Annotated in this window: 15 protein-coding genes; 10 read left to right on the top strand and 5 right to left on the bottom strand. The window is 61.6% G+C overall.

All coding sequences use genetic code 11. From position 1 onward, the window contains the following. Positions 1-45 precede the first annotated feature (45 nt). The 6 genes from motA (at position 46) to ACODSZ_RS16570 (ending at position 5,804) form a co-directional block, all read left to right on the top strand. Positions 46-906, top strand: coding sequence for a flagellar motor stator protein MotA (motA, locus tag ACODSZ_RS16595; protein WP_008329974.1), 861 nt, complete (start codon positions 46-48; stop codon positions 904-906). Between the two features lie 77 nt (positions 907-983). Next, positions 984-1,922, top strand: coding sequence for a flagellar motor protein MotB (gene motB, locus ACODSZ_RS16590; protein ID WP_008329973.1), 939 nt, complete (start codon positions 984-986; stop codon positions 1,920-1,922). 86 nt (positions 1,923-2,008) lie between these two features. Next, positions 2,009-2,563, top strand: a complete 555-nt coding sequence (locus tag ACODSZ_RS16585) for a hypothetical protein (RefSeq protein ID WP_008329972.1) — start codon at positions 2,009-2,011, stop codon at positions 2,561-2,563. A 129-nt stretch (positions 2,564-2,692) separates the two neighbouring features. Further along, positions 2,693-3,058, top strand: coding sequence for a response regulator (locus ACODSZ_RS16580; RefSeq protein ID WP_006463269.1), 366 nt, complete (start codon positions 2,693-2,695; stop codon positions 3,056-3,058). 52 nt (positions 3,059-3,110) lie between these two features. Next, the gene (gene cheA, locus ACODSZ_RS16575; RefSeq protein WP_175344330.1) at positions 3,111-5,279 is read left to right on the top strand and encodes a chemotaxis protein CheA; all 2,169 of its coding nucleotides are present in this window, start codon (positions 3,111-3,113) and stop codon (positions 5,277-5,279) included. A gap of 18 nt (positions 5,280-5,297) precedes the next feature. Continuing rightward, complete coding sequence (locus ACODSZ_RS16570) at positions 5,298-5,804, top strand: chemotaxis protein CheW (RefSeq protein ID WP_008329969.1); 507 nt, start codon at positions 5,298-5,300, stop codon at positions 5,802-5,804. A gap of 245 nt (positions 5,805-6,049) precedes the next feature. Here the strand turns inward: ACODSZ_RS16570 and ACODSZ_RS16565 are convergent, their stop codons facing one another. The 5 genes from ACODSZ_RS16565 to ACODSZ_RS16545 form a co-directional block, all read right to left on the bottom strand. Next, positions 6,050-7,297 carry a DUF2863 family protein gene (locus tag ACODSZ_RS16565; RefSeq protein ID WP_175344329.1) on the bottom strand — a complete coding sequence of 416 codons (1,248 nt, stop codon included), beginning with the start codon at positions 7,295-7,297 and terminating at the stop codon, positions 6,050-6,052. Positions 7,298-7,447: 150 nt separating this feature from the next. Continuing rightward, entirely contained in the window at positions 7,448-10,159 is a 2,712-nt protein-coding gene (acnA, locus tag ACODSZ_RS16560) for an aconitate hydratase AcnA (protein ID WP_488928070.1), read from the bottom strand. Positions 10,160-10,287: 128 nt separating this feature from the next. Continuing rightward, positions 10,288-10,836, bottom strand: coding sequence for a hypothetical protein (locus ACODSZ_RS16555; RefSeq protein ID WP_008329961.1), 549 nt, complete (start codon positions 10,834-10,836; stop codon positions 10,288-10,290). A gap of 20 nt (positions 10,837-10,856) precedes the next feature. Beyond that, a complete protein-coding gene (locus ACODSZ_RS16550; protein ID WP_488928069.1) occupies positions 10,857-11,858 on the bottom strand; it encodes an HpcH/HpaI aldolase/citrate lyase family protein in 1,002 nt (333 codons plus the stop codon). Between the two features lie 102 nt (positions 11,859-11,960). Then, positions 11,961-12,950, bottom strand: coding sequence for a malate dehydrogenase (locus ACODSZ_RS16545; RefSeq protein WP_034350453.1), 990 nt, complete (start codon positions 12,948-12,950; stop codon positions 11,961-11,963). Positions 12,951-13,418: 468 nt separating this feature from the next. Here ACODSZ_RS16545 and ACODSZ_RS16540 point away from each other — a divergent pair, with 468 nt between their 5' ends. The 4 genes from ACODSZ_RS16540 to sdhA all read left to right on the top strand — a co-directional run bounded on the left by ACODSZ_RS16540 (position 13,419) and on the right by sdhA (position 16,929). Next, on the top strand, positions 13,419-14,204 hold the full coding sequence (locus ACODSZ_RS16540) for a GntR family transcriptional regulator (RefSeq protein ID WP_034350451.1): 786 nt from the start codon (positions 13,419-13,421) through the stop codon (positions 14,202-14,204). Between the two features lie 165 nt (positions 14,205-14,369). Next, positions 14,370-14,780 (top strand): succinate dehydrogenase, cytochrome b556 subunit, encoded by a 411-nt coding sequence (gene sdhC / locus ACODSZ_RS16535; protein ID WP_175344326.1) that lies wholly within the window; start codon positions 14,370-14,372, stop codon positions 14,778-14,780. A 2-nt stretch (positions 14,781-14,782) separates the two neighbouring features. Next, positions 14,783-15,148 (top strand): succinate dehydrogenase, hydrophobic membrane anchor protein, encoded by a 366-nt coding sequence (gene sdhD, locus ACODSZ_RS16530; protein WP_008329931.1) that lies wholly within the window; start codon positions 14,783-14,785, stop codon positions 15,146-15,148. Between the two features lie 2 nt (positions 15,149-15,150). Then, on the top strand, positions 15,151-16,929 hold the full coding sequence (sdhA, locus tag ACODSZ_RS16525; protein WP_286866073.1) for a succinate dehydrogenase flavoprotein subunit: 1,779 nt from the start codon (positions 15,151-15,153) through the stop codon (positions 16,927-16,929). Positions 16,930-16,931 lie beyond the last annotated feature (2 nt).

Genomic DNA, 16,931 nt, shown 5'->3' with positions numbered 1-16,931 from the left:
TGAACGTGAAAATACACTCAACGCCACAGGGACGGGAGTAGGCACTTGTTAGTCATCATTGGATATATCGTGGTCATGGCGTCCGTCTTCGGCGGCTTTGCCATGGCAGGGGGCCACCTGGGGGCACTGTTCCAGCCAATCGAGCTGCTCATGATCGGCGGTGCTGCAGGGGGCGCTTTCCTGGTCGGTAACAACGGCAAGGCGATCAAGGCGACCCTGAAGGCCTTGCCCACCGTCTTCAAGGGCAGTGCCTATACCAAGGCGCTGTACATGGAACTGATGGCGCTGCTGTTCGAAATCCTGACCAAATCCCGCAAGGAAGGTCTGATGTCGATCGAAGGCGATATCGAAGAGCCCGAGAGCAGCCCCATCTTCAGCAAGTACCCGGGCGTGCTGGCGGACCATCACCTGATCGAATTCATGACCGATTACCTGCGTCTGATGGTCTCGGGCAACATGGATGCGTTCCAGATCGAAAACCTGATGGACAACGAAATCGAGACCCACCACCACGAGGGCGAAATTCCGGTGCACTGCATCGCCAAGCTGGGCGACGGCATGCCGGCCTTCGGTATCGTGGCAGCGGTCATGGGCGTGGTGCACACCATGGAATCGGTGGGTATCCCGCCCTCCGAGCTGGGCATGCTGATCGCGCACGCGCTGGTCGGTACCTTCCTCGGTATTCTGCTGGCCTACGGTTTCGTGGGCCCGCTCTCCAGCCTGCTGGAACAGAAGCTGCACGAATCGACCAAGATCTACCAGTGCGTGAAGGTGACCCTGCTGGCCAGCCTCAATGGCTATGCGCCGGCCCTGTCGATCGAATTCGGCCGCAAGGTCCTGTTCTCGACCGAGCGTCCGACCTTCCTCGAACTGGAAGAGCACGTCAAGCAGGCCAAGGGCAAGTAAGGCTGCCAGGCTGGTCCGGGGAGATCAGCTTGCAGGGCGATTCACACAGACATCAGTATTGAAGCAGGAGCACAGGCATGGCCGACGAAGGTCTACGTCCCATTATCGTCAAACGCATCAAGAAAGGCGGCGGGGGTCACCACGGTGGCGCCTGGAAGATTGCGTACGCCGACTTCGTGACGGCGATGATGGCCTTCTTCCTGCTCATGTGGCTGCTGGGGTCGACCGCCAAGGGGGACCTGAACGGTATTGCCGAATACTTCAAGACCCCGCTGAAGGTGGCCATGGCCGGTGGTTCCGGCAGCGGTGACGCCAACACCGTGTTGCCGGGGGGCGGCAAGGATCTGACCCGCCAGGACGGCCAGCTGCGCAAGGGTGAAAACGATGTGGTCTCGCGCAAGCAGAACCTCAAGCAGGCGCAGCAGGAGCTGGAGCGCGCCGAGCGTAGCCGCCTGGAAGAGTTGAAAGCGCGGATCGAAAAGGCCATCGATTCCAATCCGACCCTCAAGCAGTTCAAGAATCAGCTGTTGATCGACATCACCTCCGAAGGCTTGCGCATCCAGATCGTCGACGAGAAGAACCGTCCCATGTTTGCCCTGGCCAGTGCCCAGTTGCAGCCCTATACCAAGGAAATCCTGCACGAGATCGGTCGCACGCTCAACGATGTGCCCAACAAGATCAGCCTGTCCGGTCACACCGATGCCACGCCCTATTCGCAGGGGGAGAAGGGCTACAGCAACTGGGAGCTGTCGGCTGACCGCGCCAACGCCTCGCGACGCGAACTGATCATCGGCGGCATGGATGAATCGAAGGTGCTGCGGGTGGTGGGTCTGTCCTCGGCGGTGCTGCTGGACAAGGAAGATCCCTTCAACCCGATCAATCGTCGCATCAGCATCATCGTCATGAACAAGAAGGCAGAGGAACTGGTGGAAAAGGACAGTGGCTCGTTGAACGTGCCCACCGACGCCAGCGGCGAAGACGTGCAGCAGGGGCTCAGTGCGCCGGCCAAGAACTGAGCGCAGGTGCCAGGCCTGCGCGGTTGTGCGCGGGGTTTGCCAATGAAGCAGAAGTGTTCCATTTGAACAGGGGAAGAGAGCCGGATATGCCGACCAAGACCATGCTGCAGGAGCTCAAGCGCTTGTTGCTCGATACTGCCAGCGGCGGCAGCCGCCAACTGACGGAAGTGGAGTCGGACCTGGTCCAGACCAACATTCTGCTGGGCGAAGCCATAGGCAAGCTGGGCAACAGCTTCATGGAACTGCATCGCTCGGTACAGTTGCAGCAGACCATCCTGGAAGGGCTGATGAACGGCACCGGTCATTTCGACGGCCAGAGCATCGAGCAGCTCAAGGCCACCCAGGCAGAGGTCAGCCATCACGTCAACGCGGCGGTGACCGGCTTGCAGTTCCAGGACATGACCAGCCAGCTGCTCGAGCGCATCGTGCGCCGCGTGATCGGCCTGCGTGAAGCGCTGGGCGTGCTCAGTGCAAACAGTTTCGAGATCGTGCCCGAGCAGGGCCAGACCGATGAAGAGGTCAAGGAACTGCTGGCCAGCACGGTACAGGTCATGGAGGAGCGCTTGAACGTGCTCGACACCGGACTGTGGAAGGCGGTGCGCCAGACCCGCATGGAAAGTGGCGATATCGAGCTGTTCTGAGCGGTGGCTGGCTGAGTGGTACAAGATTGAACTAGGTCATTCCGGCCTTGGCGGGACGATAGGTGGGTGGCCAAGGGTGCGGCATAATACATACGCGCATGAGCCTTATTGAAGAAACAGGGAGTAACGATGTCCAAAACGATTCTCGCAGTAGATGATTCCGGGTCACTGCGTCAGATGGTGGTATTCAGTCTGAAAGCTGCGGGTTACAACGTGACCGAGGCGGTCGACGGGGTGGACGCGCTGGAAAAGGCCAAGACGCATACCTTCGACCTGGTCCTGACCGACCAGAACATGCCGCGCATGGACGGCCTGACCCTGATCCGCTCCCTGCGCGAGCTGACCAGCTATGCGCGCGTGCCCATCCTGATGCTGACCACCGAATTCAGCGACGAGATGAAGGCCAAGGGCAAGGCCGCCGGTGCCAATGGCTGGCTGGTCAAGCCCTTCGATCCGCAGCGCCTGACCGAGGTGGTGCGCAAGGTGATCGGCTGATCTTGCCGGGATAACAAGAAGATACGTACAGCATCCAGCATGGAGCCCAGGCATGAGCATTGATATGAGCCAGTTTTTCCAGGTCTTTTTCGACGAGGCCGAGGAAGGCCTCGCGGAAATGGAAAAGCTGTTGTTGGCCGTCAATGTGGCGTCTCCCGATCCGGAAGACCTCAATGCGGTGTTTCGTGCCGCGCATTCGATCAAGGGTGGTTCGTCCACCTTCGGCCTGACCGATATTGCCGAAGTCACGCACGTCCTGGAGTCGCTGCTGGACCGCATCCGCCAGGGCCAGATGAAGCTGACCTCGGAGCACGTAGATGCCTTCCTGGCGGCCAAGGACGTGCTCAAGTCCATGCTGGACGGCCACAAGCACGGCGCCGAGGTCGATCAGGATGCGGTCGGCGACGTGCGCATGCTGCTCGAAGCCCTGTCGCAGGGCAAGAGTTCCAGCGCCGCTCCCAAGGCGGAGGCGGGCGCTGCGGTCGTGGTCGGTCCGGGCGGCGTGCGCCGCTACCGCCTGGACATGCCCGAGATCGCCGACAAGGATGCCGAAGCCCTGGCCGACGAGCTCTCCATGCTGGGCAAGCTGGAGAAGTCCAAATCGCCCGAGGGCAAGTGGATCTTCATTCTGGATACGGCTGAACCGATCGATGACGTGGTCGCCATCTGTGCCTTCATCGTCAATGTCGCCGACCTGAAGATTTCGCAGGCCGTCGAAACCGCCAAGAGCAGCGACGAAGAGCGCGGCTATGGCTTCTTCGACAATTTCGTCACCCAGGAAGAGCGTGAACGCACCCAGGGTTACGGTTTCTTCGACAATCACACCGCCATCGAGGACAAGGAGCGCGAGCAGGGCTACGGTTTCTTCGCGCCCTTCGTGCCCCTGGACATCAGCGCCAAGAAGGCCGATGGCGAGGCCCATGCGGGTGGTGCCGGTAACGGTAATGGCAACGGCAATGGCCATCACGACGATGGTCATCTGCAGGGCGACCATGGCGGCGAAAAGAGGGCGGCCAAGGGCGGCACCGGCCAGGAGTCCTCCTCCATCCGGGTCAGCATCGAAAAGGTCGACCAGCTCATCAACCTGGTCGGCGAACTGGTGATTACCCAGGCCATGATCGAGCAGCGCGTGGGCAAGCTCGACCCGATGCACCATGAACACCTGCTCAACAGCGTGAGCCAGTTGAGCCGCAATACGCGGGATCTGCAGGAATCGGTGATGTCGATCCGCATGATGCCGATGGATTACGTCTTCTCGCGCTTCCCGCGCATGGTGCGCGACCTGGCGCACAAGCTGGGCAAGCAGGTCGAGTTCGTCACCCACGGCGCGGCCACCGAGCTGGACAAGGGCTTGATCGAGCGCATCGTCGATCCGCTCACCCACCTGGTACGTAACAGCATCGACCACGGCATCGAACAGCCCGAGGCCCGGCGCGCTGCCGGCAAGGGCGAGGCCGGTGTGCTGTCCCTGTCGGCCGAGCACCAGGGCGGCAACATCATCATTGAAGTTACCGACGACGGTGGCGGCCTGAACCGCGACAAGATCCTGGCCAAGGCCAAGCAGCAGGGCATGCCGGTGACCGACAGCCTGACCGACGCCGAAGTGTGGCAACTGATCTTCGAACCGGGCTTCTCCACCGCCGAGCAGGTCACCGACGTGTCCGGCCGCGGCGTGGGCATGGACGTGGTCAAACGCAACATCCTGGCCATGGGCGGCGCGGTGGATATTCGCTCCAGCAAGGGTTTCGGCACCACGATTTCAATCTCGCTGCCGCTGACGCTGGCGATCCTGGACGGGATGTCGATTCGCATCGGTGAAGAAGTTTACATATTGCCGCTAGGATATGTGGTTGAATCTTTGCAGCCTTTGCCGCAAGATATCAAGGAAATTTCCGGTCAGGGCAAGGTGCTGCGTGTACGTGGCGAATATCTGCCGCTGATCCCGCTGTATCAGATTTTCAACATCGAACCTTCATTCACCGATCCCTCGCAAGGATTGGTGGTCATTTTGGAGTCAGATGGGAAAAAGGCGGCACTTTTCGTGGATGACCTGATCGGACAACAGCAAATCGTTGTGAAGAACCTGGAATCCAACTATCGGAAAGTTGCTGGCATTTCCGGTGCTACCATTCTGGGCGACGGCGGCGTCGCCCTGATTGTCGATGTGGCAGCCTTGCTGCGATCCAGCCGCCAACTGAATGACGAATCTGTATTTTCCTGATATTTAAAGGGCCTCAACATGTCTGACACTGCAACCAAGAATCTTTCCGGCTTCGGCGACAAGACCGACAGCAACGGAAACGAGTTTCTCGCCTTCACCCTGGGCAAGGAAGAATACGGCATCGATATTCTGAAGGTTCAGGAAATCCGCGGCTACGAAGCCGTGACCCGCATCGCCAATTCGCCCGACTTCATCAAGGGCGTCGTGAACCTGCGCGGCATCATCGTGCCCATCGTGGACATGCGCATCAAGTTCCAGCTGGGCGAGCCGACTTATGACCAGTTCACCGTGGTCATCATCTTGAACATCGGCGGTCGCGTCGTGGGCATGGTGGTCGACAGCGTCTCCGACGTCATCACGCTGACCCAGGAACAGATCAAGCCGGCACCGGAGATGGGTACCACCTTCGATTCCGATTACCTGATCGGTCTGGGTACCCTGGAACAGCGCATGCTGATCCTGGTGGACATCGACAAGCTGATGTCCAGCGCCGAGATGGGTCTGATCGAAAAGCTGGCAGCCTGAGTCACTGAGGCTGCTCAGGCAGGTCGCAGAGGATCCGGAGGAGACGCAGGCCGGATCTGACGTCCGTCGTCATTCGGTCGCGCAGGAAAAGCGGGCACGATAGCCCGATACAGAAGAGAAAAAGGCATCCGCCCTGTGGTGGATGCCTTTTTTATGGGCGCTGTCCGGCGCCTGTGAAGCTTTGTGCAGGCCGGCGATGTCCGGCGCCGCGCGTGCTGCCCGGCAGCAGCACTTTGCTTCATCTCTCAGTGAAAGTGCTCGACCGGAGGAGGCGTATCTTCCGGCATTTCCGCGTGCACCAGTTCACCTTCCCGATCAGGGAAGAGCGGTGCGCCGCAGTCGTCGCAAAACTCCATGGTGAAGCGTTCTGCATGATGCTTGATGTGCACGATGCCGCATTCGCGCAGCACCGTGAGGATCTGCTGCAGCGGACTGGCGGGCATGCCCTCCAGCAGGCCGGCGCCGGCGGGGATGATCATGGGCAGTTCTTCACCGCTTTCCTGCTCATACAGCGGCCAGACGGTCCCATAGACTACGGTCGGATCGCCGCCGATGGAAAAGCCGATGCGGTATTCATCGATCTGACCATTGATGTCCTCGGAGAAGCCACCGATGCTGGCATGCAGTTCGGCAGAGGAGATGTCCAGGGTCTGAGTCAGGAAATAGTCGGCGGCGCGGATGGAGGCCGGGCGGATGCGCTTGTCGGCCTCGCGGCAGCCGAAGAAATAGGCTTGCGGCAGCAGCAGTTCGACGCTGCAGCCGGGTAGCAGGCGCGTGAAGAGCGGTGTGGCCTGCTGGGTCCAGGCCTCGGAGGCTGCCGCCTTCCTGGCCGAGAAATGGCTCTGTTGTTCGCTTTCCTGCCAGTGGAACAGGGGGCCGCCGGCCGGCACCACCACGGCCGCAATCACATAGCGGGTATCGGCCAGGAAGGCGGCGGTGGGCGGCTGTTCGCCGCGCAGTTGTACCGGACCGGTCTTCAAGGCGGTCTGGCCCATCTGGCGGGTCAGGGCGAAGACGTCGGCGTGCATGCGCGGCAGCTGTTCGATGGAGAACAGGGTCGGCGCCAGCGCCAGACGGGCATCCTTGGCCAGCACATGGGCGTGCAGGTGGGCGCCGATGGCCGCCAGCAGCTCGCTGCCGATGGGGCCGGAGGCGATGGCAAAGCGGGTCCAGGCCAGTACCGGCAGCACCAGCAGCTGCACGTCGTATTGCTGGCCGTCGTGTTCCAGCGAGGTGGATTCACTGCCGGCCTCGACGGCTTCGATCAGCACGTCGTAGGCATCCAGGTCGGCCTTGAAGAGGTGATCCAGGGCCGCATCGATCAAGCCCTGGTGGCCGGTGCGCAGCAGCTTGTTGAGCAGGGCGTCCAGGGGATTGAGCCAGGCGCGCTCTTCGAGCCGGCTGGAGGCCTGCGCGATGGCCTGCGCAAAGGTCACCAGATGCTGGCTGTCGGCAGAAAGCTTGGAGGAGGAACGTTTGGCGGGACGACGCATGTAGGCTATCTGTATCTGTGGAAACGAAACCGCCTATTGTAGTTGATTTGTCAGCCCTGTCAGCCGCTGCCTTTGCGCAGCGCCAAGGGGCAATAAAAAACGCCGGACGAATCCGGCGTTTTCCTTGCTGCAGGGTAGGACGTGCGCTGCTTAGGCTGCCAGCAGCTGACGCAGCACGAACGGCAGGATGCCGCCATGCTTGTAGTAGTCCACTTCGATCGGGGTGTCGATACGCAGCAGCAGCTTGACTTCCTGGGTCTGGCCGTTCTTGCGGTGGATCACCAGGGTGGCTTCCTGTTGCGGCTTGATCTCGCCTTCCAGGCCCTTCAGGTCGAAGCTTTCTTCACCGGTGATGCCCAGCGACTGCACGCTGTCGTTGCCCAGGAACTGCAGCGGCAGCACGCCCATGCCCACCAGGTTGGAACGGTGGATACGCTCGAAGGAACGTGCGATCACGGCCTTCACGCCCAGCAACTGGGTGCCCTTGGCAGCCCAGTCACGGGAGGAGCCGGTACCGTACTCTTCGCCACCGAAGACCATGGTCGGGGTGCCTTCGGCCACGTACTTCATGGCGGCGTCGTAGATCGACATTTCTTCACCGGAGGGCTGGTGAATGGTGATGCCGCCTTCGACGCGCGAGCCGTCTTCCTTGGCCGGGATCATCAGGTTCTTGATACGCACGTTGGCGAAGGTGCCGCGCATCATGATCTCGTGGTTGCCACGGCGCGAGCCGTAGGAGTTGAAGTCAGCCTTCAGCACGCCATTGGCTTGCAGCCACTTGCCGGCCGGGCTGGATTCCTTGATGGAACCGGCCGGAGAGATGTGGTCGGTGGTGATCGAGTCGCCGAACACACCCAGGGCACGTGCGCCGCTGATGCCGGTGGCGGCAGCCTTGGGTTCTTCGCTGAAGTTCTCGAAGAACGGCGGCTCGGCGATGTAGGTCGAGCTCGGCCAGTTGTAGACTTCGCCCTTGGCGACGCCCTTGATGGCTTCCCACAGCTTGCCGGGAGCGCCCTTCACATCGGCGTAGTTTTCCTTGAAGGTCTTGGCGTTCATGGCGAACTTCAGCAGCTTTTCGATCTCTTGCGAGGTCGGCCAGATGTCGCCCAGGTAGACGTTCTTGCCGCCACGGCCCTTGCCGACCGGTTCGGTCATCAGGTCACGGGTGACATTGCCGGCGATGGCGTAAGCCACGACCAGCGGAGGCGAGGCCAGGAAGTTGGCGCGGATGTTCGGGTGGATACGGGCTTCGAAGTTGCGGTTGCCCGACAGCACGGCGGCGGCCACCACGTCGTTCTTGACGATGGCTTCGTTCATGGCCGGGGTCAGGTCGCCGGCGTTGCCGATGCAAGTGGTGCAACCGTAGGCGGTCACGCCAAAGCCCAGCTTTTCCAGGTACGGCAAGAGGCCTGCCGCTTCCAGGTACTTGGTCACCACGCGCGAGCCAGGGGCCAGCGAGGTCTTGATGTGCGGGGCCACCTTCAGGCCGGCTTCCACGGCCTTCTTGGCCAGCAGGCCAGCGGCCAGCAGCACGCTCGGGTTGGAGGTGTTGGTGCAGGAGGTGATGGCGGCGATCAGCACGTCACCGTTGTGCACATCCACGCCATCGGCGTTCTTGTAGGACGCGGTCAGGTCTTCGGCCTTCTTGTTGAAGCCGTTCTCAGCGGTCGGCTTGGTGAACAGGTCCGAGAAGGTGGACTTGACGTTGCCGATCTCGATGCGGTCTTGCGGACGCTTCGGACCCGCCAGCGACGGCGCGACGGTGCCCAGGTCCAGGGAGACTTCCTGGGTGTAGTCGATCTGGCCGGCCTTGGGCACGCCGTACAGGCCTTGTGCCTTGAAATAGGCTTCGAAGGCGTCGATTTCAGCCTTGGTGCGGCCGGTGCCCTTGAAGTAGTCGATGGTAGCGTCGTCGACCGGGAAGAAGCCCATGGTGGCGCCGTATTCCGGTGCCATGTTGGCGATGGTGGCGCGGTCGGTCAGCGACAGCGATTCGGTACCTTCACCGAAGAATTCGACGAACTTGCCCACGACCTTGGTCTGGCGCAGCAGTTCGGTGATGGTCAGCACCAGGTCGGTGGCGGTGACGCCTTCGCGCAGGGCGCCGGTCAGGTTCACGCCGACCACGTCCGGGGTCAGGAAGTAGACCGGCTGGCCCAGCATGCCGGCTTCAGCTTCGATGCCGCCCACGCCCCAGCCGACCACGCCGATGCCGTTGATCATGGTGGTGTGGGAGTCGGTGCCGACCAGGGTGTCAGGGTAGTAGACGCCGGTCTTGTTGTGCACGCCGCGTGCCAGGTATTCCAGGTTGACCTGGTGCACGATGCCGAAGCCCGGAGGCACCACGCCGAAGGTGTCGAAGGCTTGCATGCCCCACTTCATGAACTGGTAGCGCTCGTTGTTGCGCGAGAATTCCAGCTTCATGTTCAGGTCCAGTGCCTTCTTCTCGCGGAAGTGGTCGATCTGCACCGAGTGGTCCACCACCAGGTCCACGGGGACCAGCGGTTCGATGTTCTTGGGGTTCTTGCCCAGCTTGCTGGCGACGTTGCGCATGGCGGCCAGGTCGGCCAGCAGCGGCACGCCGGTGAAGTCCTGCAGCACCACGCGGGCCACCACGAAGGGGATCTCATCGACGCGGGCAGCCTTGGCGCCCCAGTTGGCCAGTTGCTTGACGTGTTCTTCGGTGACCTTCTGGCCATCGCAGTTGCGCAGCACCGATTCCAGCACGATGCGGATCGACACCGGCAGGCGCGAGATATTCACGCCCAGCGACTTTTGCAGGGCGGGCAGGGAGTAGAACTTGCCCTTCTTGGAACCGGAAATCTTGAATTCCTTCAGGGTGTTCAATGTGTTGCGAGACATGGCCTCTTCTCCTTAATTTGGCAATTTAGTGATGCTAGCTAGTCGAATCCGGTTTGCGCTGCAATGGTGAACTGCGGGGTGCTGCCTGATTCTGTGTTGCTTGAAACACTGCGCCGGCGGCTGCCGGCTCAGTTCTGGTGGGGTGCCGCGGCGAGGAGGGCGGCCGGTGCTGCGGCGGCTGCCTTCATCTGCTCGGCGTTCTTGCATTCGTTGGCCAACTGCTGGCCCTTCTTGGAATCCAGCAGCAGGCCCTTGGCCGGAATACCGATCCAGACCAGGCCCATCTTGTGGTTTTCGAAGCGGTTGGCACCGGTGGTGGTGGCCACGCGGGTGAGGCGGTGGATGCGCTTGTTCCAGCGGATGGCGATGTGCTTGTCATCGGCTTCGTTCTTCCAGATGGTCAGCTTCTGACCCATTTCGCACTGGAAGTCGGCCGAGACGGTACCGCCCAGGTCGGGTTCGCTGTCATCATCCTCGGCATCGGAAGAGAACGGCATCTTGGCGGCCGGGGCAGCGGCAGCGGCGGCCTTCTTGCCGTGCGCCTTGCTGGTGTGCGCCTTCTTGACGACCTTTTTCTTGGCCGCCGGCTTGGTGTCGGGTTGGGCATGTGCCGCAGTGATGCCGGCGGTGGCAAACAGGGCGCCCAGCAGGGCGAGGAGAGTCAGGTGCTTTTTCATGGACGTCGGTTGAAACGATGTTACTGCGTGGTTGAGAGGGCGTCGCCGCGGGCGAACCAGGGGGCAGTCTCCGGCGGCAGCGCGATGCCGGTGGCGTGCGCGCGTTGCAGGATACTCCAGTAATAGCGATAACTGGCGCGGTCATGCAGGTTGCCCTCATGCTGAATCGGGCCCCACTGCACCGCCTGCGCCTTGAGCAAGATCTGTGCCGCCGTCCCGGCCTCTTCGCTGGTCGGGGACATGGCCTGCACGATGGGCCGGATCTGGTCCGGATGGATGCTCCACATCCGGGTATAGCCAAACTCCTGCGCCGCGCGACGCGCATCGTCGGCCACGGCGGCGGGATTCTTGATGTCGGTGCTCACGTTGTGCGACGGCACCTTGCCATGCGCATGACAGGCGGCGGCGATTTCCAGCTTGGCGCGGCGCACCAGCGGATGGTCGAACTGTCCGGGCGAGCGCATGGCGCTGCCGGGAATGGCTCCGTAATGGGCCGAGACGAAATCCATCACCCCGAAGGACAGTGACTGCACCTGGGGCAGGGCGGCGATCCTGGCGACATCGGCCAGGGCACCATGGGTCTCGATCAATACCTGCACCGGCAACTGCGGGCGACCCGCCGAGCGGGCCACGCGGTTGATGCTCTCCAGGGCGCGCTGCACGTCATCGATGCCTTCGGGCTTGGGCAGCATCACATAGGCCAGCTCGCGCGCAGCGGCGCCGCAGATGATGGCCACGTCCTGCTCGAAATGCGCATGCCCCACGTCGTGCAAGCGCGCGCCGATGCGGCGGTAGACGTTGTCGGGGCTGGCGATGAGCGAGGCGACCAGTTCGGCGTGCGCGGCTTCATTGCCGGCGGCAGCACCGTCTTCGCAGTCGAAGGTGATGTCGAACAAGGGGCCGAGCTCCTGTTGCAGGGCCATCGACTTGCGCATCAGCTTTTCGGAGCCGGCGTAGTGATCGCACACCGGAAGCGAAACCGGTTGCTGGGCACCTGGGAACAAGACCTGGGAAGGAAGCATTGCTGCGAATGAAAGCAGGGTAGAGGTTATCGAAACGGGCGATGTGACACGGAGACGAAACGGCAGGCGCGGCGCCCCGAAGGGCGGCCGCGCCATGGTCAATTAGCCGACCAGATGCTTGACGCCTTCGCGCTCTTCCAGCAGTTCCTTCAGGGTGATGTTGATGCGCTCTTGCGAGAACTCATCGATCTCCAGGCCCTGGACGATCTTGTACTCACCGTTTTCGGTGGTCACCGGGAAGCCGAACATGGTGCCTTCGGGGATGCCGTAGGAACCGTCGGAGGGGATGCCCATGGTGGTCCACTTGCCGTTGGTGCCCAGTACCCAGTCACGCACGTGGTCGATGGCCGCGTTGGCTGCCGAAGCGGCCGAGGACAGGCCACGGGCTTCGATGATGGCCGCGCCGCGCTTGCCGACGGTGGGCAGGAACACGTTCTTGTTCCATTCCTGGTCGTTGATGGTGTCCTTGACCGATGCGCCATCAGCAGTAGCGAAGCGGTAGTCGGCGTACATGGTCGGCGAGTGGTTGCCCCACACGCACAGTTTTTCGATGGCCGAGACCGGCTTGCCGATCTTGGCAGCCACTTGCGACAGGGCGCGGTTGTGGTCCAGGCGCAGCATGGCGGTGAAGTTCTTGGCCGGCAGGTTGGGGGCCGACTTCATGGCGATGTAGGCGTTGGTGTTGGCCGGGTTGCCGACCACCAGCACCTTGACGTTGCGCGATGCGACGGCGTCCAGTGCCTTGCCCTGCACGGTGAAGATCTGGGCGTTGGCTTCCAGCAGGTCCTTGCGCTCCATGCCGGGGCCACGGGGACGGGCACCCACCAGCAGGGCGATGTCGGCATCCTTGAAGGCGGTCATCGGATCGCTGTGGGCGGTCACGCCAGCCAGCAGCGGGAAGGCGCAGTCATCGATTTCCATGATGACGCCCTTCAGGGCCTTCTGTGCCTTCTCATCGGGGATTTCCAGCAGTTGCAGGATGACCGGCTGGTCTTTGCCCAGCAGGTCGCCATTGGCGATGCGGAACAGCAGGGAGTAACCGATCTGACCGGCGGCGCCGGTGACGGCAACACGCATGGGGGCTTTAGCCATGTTGAATCTCCAAAAGAGGTGATGAAAAAAAGCATTCAGACTGCATCGAAGCGGCCGCTGCGGTCAGGTCGCGCGTGGCGCGGCAGGGCCGTGTAGCGGTTGCTTCAGGGGTGCGCATGAAAAATGCGCGGTTTTCCTCGAATTCTTGTTAGGCCGCCATGATACCGTCGAAAACGCAGTGAGTCAGGTGCTTTCGGGCCGGGTCCTGCCGACAAATCAAAAAGCTGTCAAACTTGTGTTCTGCCTGCAGAAAATGGTCGCATCGGAGAGGTCTTGATGAGAGCGATTCTCGTTATCGTCTACTGGCCGGTAGATCGCTCCCTGCCTGCCTTGCGGCTCTTCAGGTTGCTCGCGAGTGTAGGCTTGCGAAAGACCGCTGTCAATCAATATCTTATGTCTTATATAAGACATATTATTGCCTAGTTTTTGCTGGACGCCGTAAGGAGTTTTGTGGTGAAATTCGAGGTTATGAGCTCGATCCTGCCCAATCCGAACAACGTCGACGCGCAAGCCGCGGGGGCGGGTGTTGCCAGTCCGGCGCCCACCTTCAGTCCGTTGTACCAGCAGATCAAGGCGCTCATCATGCAGCGCCTGGAAGCGGGCGAGTGGAAGCCGGGCGAGCTGATCCCCAGTGAGGTGGAGTTGGGTAGCCGGTTCAAGGTCAGTCAGGGTACGGTGCGCAAGGCCATCGACGAACTGGCAGCCGAAAACCTGGTGGTGCGTCGCCAGGGCAAGGGGACCTTCGTGGCCACCCATCACGAGACGCAGGCGCAGTTCCGCTTCCTCAGGCTCATGGCCGACAGCGACGAGCCGCAGCGTCCCGCCAACAAGATCATCGAAGTCAGGCGCGTACGCGCCTCGGCCGAAGTGGCCCGTCAGCTCGACATGAAGTCGGGTGACTCCGTCATTTTCATTCGCCGGGTAAAATCCTTCAACGGCGTTCCCATCATCCTCGAAGACATCTGGCTGCCTGGCGCCATCTTCAAGGGGCTGACGGCCGAGCGCCTGGTGGAATATCGCGGGCCTCTGTATGGTCTGTTTGAATCCGAGTTCGGTACGCGCATGATCCGTGCCGAAGAGCGCATCCGTGCCGTCGGGGCGGATCAGGATGCCGCAGAGTTTCTGGGCGTAGCGCCCCAAACGCCGTTGCTGAGTGTGGAGCGGGCTTCATTTACCTATGGCGACAAGCCGGTGGAAATGCGGCGCGGACTGTACCTGACGACGAATCACCATTACCAAAGCGAGTTGAGCTGAGCAAAGCCGGGTCGGTCATTCCGGCCTCAGGTGCAACGCGCCTGTCCAGTGCAGAAGGACCGGTGTCAAGCCTTTTCGGCATGCTGCGAAGCGCAATAAAAGTTGATGGTGATTTCGAAAATCGGCGAAAATTGCATGATTGTTTTAAACTGAGGAGAACCTTGTATGTCTGAAGCCGCTAAACCACAACGGCCGCAATTTCGTAACATACACCTAACCCAAATTGCCGGCTATCGCATGCCTTTGGCTGCCATCGTCTCGATCATGCACCGCATCAGCGGTCTGTTCCTGTTCCTGATGCTGCCCTTCATACTGTTCCTGTTGGACAGCAGCCTGCTCTCGGAAGGTACCTTTGCCTATCTCAAGGGCTTCACTTCGGGCTGGTTCGTCAAGCTCGTCATCCTGGCGCTTTCCTGGGCCTACCTGCACCACTTCTGCGCCGGCATCCGTCACCTGATCATGGACAACCACGTCGGTCTGGACAAGGACAGCGCACGCAAGTCCTCGGCAACTGTCCTGGTGATCAGCATCACGCTGATGGTCCTGGTCGCATTGAAACTGTTCGGAGCATTCTGAAAATGGCTGATAACAACATCGGACCCAAGCGCCTGGTCGTCGGCGCCCACTATGGCCTGCGTGACTGGCTGGCACAACGCGCCACCGCCGTCGTGATGGCTGTCTATACCGTCATCCTGCTGGTGTGCTTCTTCACGGCGACCAACTTCAGCTACGAAGGCTGGGCGGCGCTGTTCTCGCATCAATGGTTCAAGGTAGCTACCTTTGCCGTGTTCATGGCCCTGTTCTTCCACGCCTGGATCGGCGTGCGTGACGCGCTCATGGACTACGTCAAGCCCGTTGGCGTTCGCCTGGTCCTGCAAGTTGCCACTATCGTGTGGCTGATCGGTTGCGCTGGCTACGCCGCGCAGATTCTGTGGAGAAACTAATCGTGGCTGCAATCAAATCCGCCATCACTACCCGCCGCTTTGACGCGGTCATCGTCGGCGCCGGTGGCTCCGGCATGCGCGCCTCGCTGCAACTGGCCGAAGCCGGCCTGAACGTCGCCGTCCTGTCCAAGGTCTTCCCGACCCGCTCGCACACCGTGGCTGCCCAAGGCGGCATCGGCGCTTCGCTGGGCAACATGTCCGAAGACAACTGGTACTGGCACATGTTCGACACCGTCAAGGGTTCGGACTATCTGGGCGACCAGGACGCCATCGAATTCATGTGCCGCGAAGCACCGAAGGCCGTCTACGAGCTGGAACACTTCGGCATGCCCTTCGACCGCAACCCGGATGGCACCATCTACCAGCGTCCGTTCGGCGGCCACACCGCCAACCTGGGCGAAAAGCCGGTGCAGCGCGCCTGTGCTGCGGCTGACCGTACCGGTCACGCTCTGCTGCACACCCTGTACCAGCGCAACGTGCGCGCCAAGACCCACTTCTTCGTGGAGTGGATGGCGCTGGACGTGATCCGCAACGAAGAGGGCGATGTCCTCGGCGTGGTGGCGCTGGAAATGGAAACCGGCGAAATCATGATGCTGCACGCCAAGACCACCCTGTTCGCCACCGGCGGTGCAGGCCGTATCTGGGCGGCATCGACCAATGCCTTCATCAACACCGGCGACGGCATGGGCATGGCCGCACGTGCCGGCCTGCCGCTGCAGGACATGGAATTCTGGCAGTTCCACCCGACCGGCGTGGCCGGCGCGGGCGTGCTGATTACCGAAGGCGTGCGCGGCGAAGGCGGCATCCTGATCAACAGCAACGGCGAACGCTTCATGGAGCGCTATGCGCCGACCCTGAAGGACCTGGCCCCGCGTGACTTCGTCTCGCGTTCGATGGACCAGGAAATCAAGGAAGGCCGCGGCGTCGGTCCCCACAAGGATCACGTGCTGCTGGATCTGCGCCACATCGGTGCCGACACCATCAAGAAGCGCCTGCCCTCGATCCTGGAAATCGCCCACAAGTTCGCCAACGTCGACGCGACCAAGGAACCGATCCCCGTCGTGCCGACCATCCACTACCAGATGGGTGGCATCCCCACCAACATCCACGGCCAGGTGGTCGCACCCAAGGGTGGTTCGATGAAGGAAGTGGTGCAGGGCATGTACGCCATCGGCGAATGCGCCTGCGTCTCGGTGCACGGCGCCAACCGCCTGGGTACCAACTCGCTGCTGGACCTGGTGGTCTTCGGCCGCGCAGCCGGCAATCACATCGTCGGCAGCCGCCTGCAGGACCAGAGCCACAAGCCGATCCCGGCCGGCGCCCTGGACCGCTCGCTGGAACGTATTGCGCACCTGGAAAGCAGCACCGGTTCCGAACGTGTGCAGGACGTGGCCAACGATATCCGTGCCACCATGCAGAAGTACTGCGGCGTGTTCCGTACCGACGCCCTGCTGCAGGAAGGCTATACCAAGATCATGGAGCTGGACGAGCGCCGCAAGCACGTCTCCTTCAAGGACAAGTCCAAGGTCTTCAACACCGCCCGCGTGGAAGCGCTGGAACTGGACAACCTGATCGAAACGGCCAAGGCCACCATCACCTCGGCAGCGGCTCGCAAGGAATCGCGCGGCGCCCACGCGCACAGCGATTACGAGCAGCGCGACGACGTGAACTGGCTCAAGCACACGCTGTGGTTCTCCGAGGGGAATCGTCTCGACTACAAGCCGGTCAACATGCAGCCGCTGACCGTCGAGACTTTCAAACCTAAAGCACGTACTTTCTAAGA

This window comes from Herbaspirillum sp. FG34 (assembly GCF_057809315.1).
This window is presented reverse-complemented; position numbering and strand designations above follow the sequence as displayed.

Bases quoted from the DNA above. Each gene is read 5' to 3' on its own strand.
- motB (WP_008329973.1), top strand. From the start codon at position 984: ATGGCCGACGAAGGTCTACGTCCCATTATCGTCAAACGCATCAAGAAA.
- ACODSZ_RS16580 (WP_006463269.1), top strand. From the start codon at position 2,693: ATGTCCAAAACGATTCTCGCAGTAGATGATTCCGGGTCACTGCGTCAG.
- ACODSZ_RS16545 (WP_034350453.1), bottom strand. From the start codon at position 12,950: ATGGCTAAAGCCCCCATGCGTGTTGCCGTCACCGGCGCCGCCGGTCAG.
- ACODSZ_RS16540 (WP_034350451.1), top strand. From the start codon at position 13,419: ATGAGCTCGATCCTGCCCAATCCGAACAACGTCGACGCGCAAGCCGCG.
- cheA (WP_175344330.1), top strand. From the start codon at position 3,111: ATGAGCATTGATATGAGCCAGTTTTTCCAGGTCTTTTTCGACGAGGCC.
- sdhC (WP_175344326.1), top strand. From the start codon at position 14,370: ATGTCTGAAGCCGCTAAACCACAACGGCCGCAATTTCGTAACATACAC.
- sdhD (WP_008329931.1), top strand. From the start codon at position 14,783: ATGGCTGATAACAACATCGGACCCAAGCGCCTGGTCGTCGGCGCCCAC.
- ACODSZ_RS16565 (WP_175344329.1), bottom strand. From the start codon at position 7,297: ATGCGTCGTCCCGCCAAACGTTCCTCCTCCAAGCTTTCTGCCGACAGC.
- ACODSZ_RS16585 (WP_008329972.1), top strand. From the start codon at position 2,009: ATGCCGACCAAGACCATGCTGCAGGAGCTCAAGCGCTTGTTGCTCGAT.
- ACODSZ_RS16550 (WP_488928069.1), bottom strand. From the start codon at position 11,858: ATGCTTCCTTCCCAGGTCTTGTTCCCAGGTGCCCAGCAACCGGTTTCG.
- acnA (WP_488928070.1), bottom strand. From the start codon at position 10,159: ATGTCTCGCAACACATTGAACACCCTGAAGGAATTCAAGATTTCCGGT.
- ACODSZ_RS16555 (WP_008329961.1), bottom strand. From the start codon at position 10,836: ATGAAAAAGCACCTGACTCTCCTCGCCCTGCTGGGCGCCCTGTTTGCC.
- ACODSZ_RS16570 (WP_008329969.1), top strand. From the start codon at position 5,298: ATGTCTGACACTGCAACCAAGAATCTTTCCGGCTTCGGCGACAAGACC.